Source organism: Vibrio sp. 10N.222.46.A1, from assembly GCF_041473595.1.
GTDB lineage: Bacteria > Pseudomonadota > Gammaproteobacteria > Enterobacterales > Vibrionaceae > Vibrio > Vibrio tasmaniensis_A.
In genome coordinates this window covers 1-4,030 of record NZ_JBFRSN010000091.1, presented here as the reverse complement: position 1 = coordinate 4,030, position 4,030 = coordinate 1, and the positions used below count along the sequence as shown (strand labels likewise).

The 4,030-nt window shown below is 45.1% G+C and carries 3 protein-coding genes and 1 pseudogene; all 4 read right to left on the bottom strand.

Going from position 1 to position 4,030, the window contains the following annotated elements; translation table 11 throughout:
• Positions 1 to 44: 44 nt before the first annotated feature.
• Positions 45 to 488, bottom strand: coding sequence for a CopD family protein (locus tag AB4496_RS03285; protein ID WP_102257980.1), 444 nt, complete (start codon positions 486 to 488; stop codon positions 45 to 47).
• A 9-nt stretch (positions 489 to 497) separates the two neighbouring features.
• The gene (locus tag AB4496_RS03280; RefSeq protein WP_170962719.1) at positions 498 to 3,242 is read right to left on the bottom strand and encodes an arsenate reductase (azurin) large subunit; all 2,745 of its coding nucleotides are present in this window, start codon (positions 3,240 to 3,242) and stop codon (positions 498 to 500) included.
• Complete coding sequence (locus AB4496_RS03275; RefSeq protein WP_065680018.1) at positions 3,243 to 3,827, bottom strand: arsenate reductase (azurin) small subunit; 585 nt, start codon at positions 3,825 to 3,827, stop codon at positions 3,243 to 3,245. It abuts the gene before it with no gap.
• Positions 3,824 to 4,030 (bottom strand): annotated as a pseudogene (locus AB4496_RS03270) (cytochrome-c peroxidase); the annotation flags it as partial. The gene AB4496_RS03275 and the pseudogene AB4496_RS03270, both read right to left, overlap by 4 nt.

The window sequence follows — 4,030 nt, the reverse complement described above, 5'->3', positions numbered from 1 at the left end:
AACTTAGATATTGTCAAATATTCCGCACTAAACGTAAAAGCAGATCAAACTAGCCAACCCGTTCTAAATGAAACTCCGACAACCACAAACAAAATTGAAATAATGGTCACTGGCACAATGTGCAGCGCCATATCAACCAAGTTGTCCTTCGATAGTTTTGGAACCACACGAAAGCGTGCGTCTAGGGCTAGCAATACCGTCAGAGACAGCAACGTCAATTTAGCGGCAATGCCATGAGCCAGTGGAATAGACATATCAAACCATAAGTTAACGTCCGGCAATATGTGATAAGCGAGCATCAACCCAGTCACCACTTGAACTACCAAAGCAGGTATTCCCACCTTTTCGTACCCTTGCTCAAATTCCAATAACATTTCTGGAGAACGGTGTTTCAAGACTTTAGGAAGGATAACGACGCTGAGAATAATGTGCCCTCCCGTCCAAATGGTGGCAGCCAATACATGCAAAACCAATAATACGCCAAACATAAACTTCCCTTACACAATGTTACGTGGTGCAAAGGAGAACCCTTCAAACTCACGCTTATATTTTGATTCGCCAATTTTCTTTATTTTGGCGACGCCCATTTTGTAGTTGTAGTTACCACTGATTTGGTCAACTACCCTTGTTGTTAAAGCATTCGCTGGGTTCTTCATGTCCATCATATTGCAATACAACACACCTTTTTTCGTGGCTGAGGTGACAATCGCAACGGCTTTAATCTCCGCGTAATCCAGTTGAATGTGACCATTTTTCATTAGGTTACTAAACTGAAAATCGTCTGACTCGATACCCAGAATCGTATCTTTAAAATTGGCCACCCGCTCCGAGTACACCAGTACTTCATCTCCGGCTTCTATGCCCCGTTTGTCCGCATCTTCCGGGTGTACTTCAATCCAGTTTTCAGGCCAACGATGAGTGATGTAAGGCCTGCGTTCGGTATCATCAAACCCTGACTGCCAAATCTCGTTAATACGACCATTCGAAAACCATAACTCGTCCTGTTTTGGGGTAAGCCAACGATGAAAATCACTAAACAGATCCCAAGGATGTTTTTGAAGATTGACCTTCCCCGTCTGACTATTAAATTGAGTGAGCTGTTTACGCATAATATTGGCGCCTTGAGGGCCATCTTGCAGCCCTTTATCGACCAGATCATCCCAACTCATTTCAGTGTCATGTAGGCGCTTAGTGCCAATCAGCTTTTTGGTGTCATAGTTATAAAAAACAGGCCCTTGGATCCCTTCGGTACCAAATTCAGCGAGCTTTTGATGAAGAGTTTTTCCTTCAGCATGTGCTGCGACTTTAATCATATTGAAATCTTTACGGCTACCACGGCTAAATCGTGATGACTCTTCAGCTACATCATTTGAGTTTTGCCAATCAAACCCATCGTACCCCATTCGCGAAGCCATTTGAGCAACAATCCACCAGTCTGGCTTAGCCTGACCCGGCGCATCAGCGAACTTTTGGTAAAGGCGTAGACGACGCTCACCATTAGCGCGCATGAAATCCTCTTCCCCCCAAGTCGCGGCCGGAAAGATGATATCAGCGAATTGTTTACCAATAGGATCACGTAAATAAATATCTTGATTGATGACGACCATTCCACCGGAATCTGCACGCTTTTTGAGTGTATCTATAATGTGCTGTTTATCACGTCGCATCGCTTGGTGAGGATTACGTGTTGTTAAGTCGGTGAATTTCTCTTTCAACCCATAACTACTACACATAGCTTGAATCCATGTTGTACCAATGACATGGGCCATACGGGTATGCCCGGAATAGAGATATCTATCGGTGTCTATTGAGCGCCTGCGCCTACCTGCGACTTTTTCAGGTGACTTATTCCTTGGTAGTTTCCCACCGGCTAGTCCACCACGTTGATGCCCACCAAATCGACCAATCACACGCCCTTCTCGGCCACCAGTACCGATTATCGTTGCAAGGGAGGCGATGGCGTTGGTATTCCCGGTATTATTCGACCAATAAAAGCCCTTCTCTATACCAATTGAGGCTTTAACTCGTTGACCGTTGACTGGCATTGCCAACATCTCAGCGGCTTTGTGGATCTTCTCCACATCAATACCCGCGATCGATGCGGCATACTCAGGTGCGTACTCTTTCTGCTCCAAATTCCATTGCTTATAATCATCAAAGCCATTCGTTTGGAATTTGCCCCAAGTGGTTCTCCATTGCCATGGCGTATTACGAGTACCCTGACCAAAACCTGAGCTCGATTCCCATTTATTATTGACCCAGTTTTCAATCCACTCATTGTCTTGCCAGCCTTGCTCTAAGATCACTCGAGCAATTGCACCAATCACAAGATTATCGCTACCGGGATTAATATCGAGGTGCAATCCACCTTGAGCTTTAAGCCACGCTATTCCAGCGGTTTCACGAGGGTTCAAAATCACGGTTTTCATCCCACGATGCACCGCCGGCATAATAAACTGCGTAAAGATGATGGTTTTTGTCTCATACGGATCTGTTCCGCAGATCATCAAAGTATCTGCCGCGCCCCAATCATCATAACTTGGAGCAAAATTATCAAAACCCGCATCTCGAAATCCTGGGGTTGCGGTGACATCTGACGGCGTATCATGAAACGAAAAATTCGCGGTATTGACATGACGCAATGCATACTTTGTTATCGCGTAGGTGTTTTCAATATACTGATAAGAATAGGTTTTCACGCAGTAACTGTTTGAACCGTGCATATCAATCACATGACGGCCGACTTGGGCTGCTATATCCAATGCGAAATCCCACTCAACTGGTTGCAACTGTCCATTAATTCGAACAAGCGGTTGCTTCAATCGATCTTTGGTTGGTGTTTCTGGGTTATAGAGCTTTCTTGCGAGCAGTCCACCACGAACCGAAGAATCACCGCCTTTATTGACGACTTGTATGTCTTTATCCGCTACCACCACCACATGGTGTGGTTTGCCATTATGCGAAATAATATTGTGTTGCTGTGGCGAAACCCAAGCTTGCAAAGCATGAACCGGGAAATCGACACCAAATGCATTTTCACTTGCAGCAGGGCCACCGGAAGGGCTACTCACAGGCCAACGATAGACTTTGTAACCACACGCAACAATACAATAGTCACACGCTGTTGTGATGACTTCCGCACTAGCAGGTGGCAGTAATGTACTGGTCGGTTGCAGATACTGGCTGTTTAAAGCTGATTGATCGTTTACAGCCAATTTATCGTTAAAAGAAAATTGAGTCATCTAGCTAACCTCCACATCGATCAGATTTTCCATTCGACCAAAGATCAATCCCATAACCCCGACCGCATAGATATCATCACCTTCTAGCTCCAGCAGTACTTGAGGTAAGCTCTCAAAGGCTTGACCCGATACCATAATGCCATGGCGACGTAAATCAAATGTAGACAGGTGGAATGGACACTGCCCGACAATGCGATGCTCCCCTGTTGCTTTATAAGCACCGGTTAAAGGCCCACCTTGATGAGTACACGTCATCGAGTACGCCACAATATCGCGCTGTAACCCTATCCCACCGCCACATTCGATGTCGGATTTAACCAGCATCGCAATCGAGTTTTTTCCTTCATCTGGATATTGAAAGTGAACCGGAATGTGGTTACTGAGTTGACTTAACTTTGCGATTTTCTTACGCGGGTAACCAACAATACGACCTTCAACCTGAGTTTCAGAATCCGTTCCTGCAAATAAGGTAAGAGGAACCATAGAGACGGCAGTCGCCGCGCCGGAATAGAGTAAAAAATCACGTCGTGACATCATGCATTTGTTGTGTCGTTTACTCGAATTTTGCTCTGAGTTGGCGATCATTTTTCTGCTCCAGCAAGTTCGTCTTTAGTAAATAACGGTTGGTATTCTGGAATTGTCGGCTCTTCAATAAAAATCTGTTCACCTGAAAATGCTTCGATAAAGCTCAGTAAGTTCTTTTTATCTTGCTCCGTTAAACCGAGAGGTTGAATTAAAGCAGATTTTGTCTGAGGGTAACCAGTAGTACGTCCGTCATCCGCCACACC

What these genes read in the sequence shown, in the direction of transcription:
- AB4496_RS03275 (WP_065680018.1), bottom strand. Translation starts at nt 3,827, where the DNA reads ATGATCGCCAACTCAGAGCAAAATTCGAGTAAACGACACAACAAATGC.
- AB4496_RS03285 (WP_102257980.1), bottom strand. Translation starts at nt 488, where the DNA reads ATGTTTGGCGTATTATTGGTTTTGCATGTATTGGCTGCCACCATTTGG.
- AB4496_RS03280 (WP_170962719.1), bottom strand. Translation starts at nt 3,242, where the DNA reads ATGACTCAATTTTCTTTTAACGATAAATTGGCTGTAAACGATCAATCA.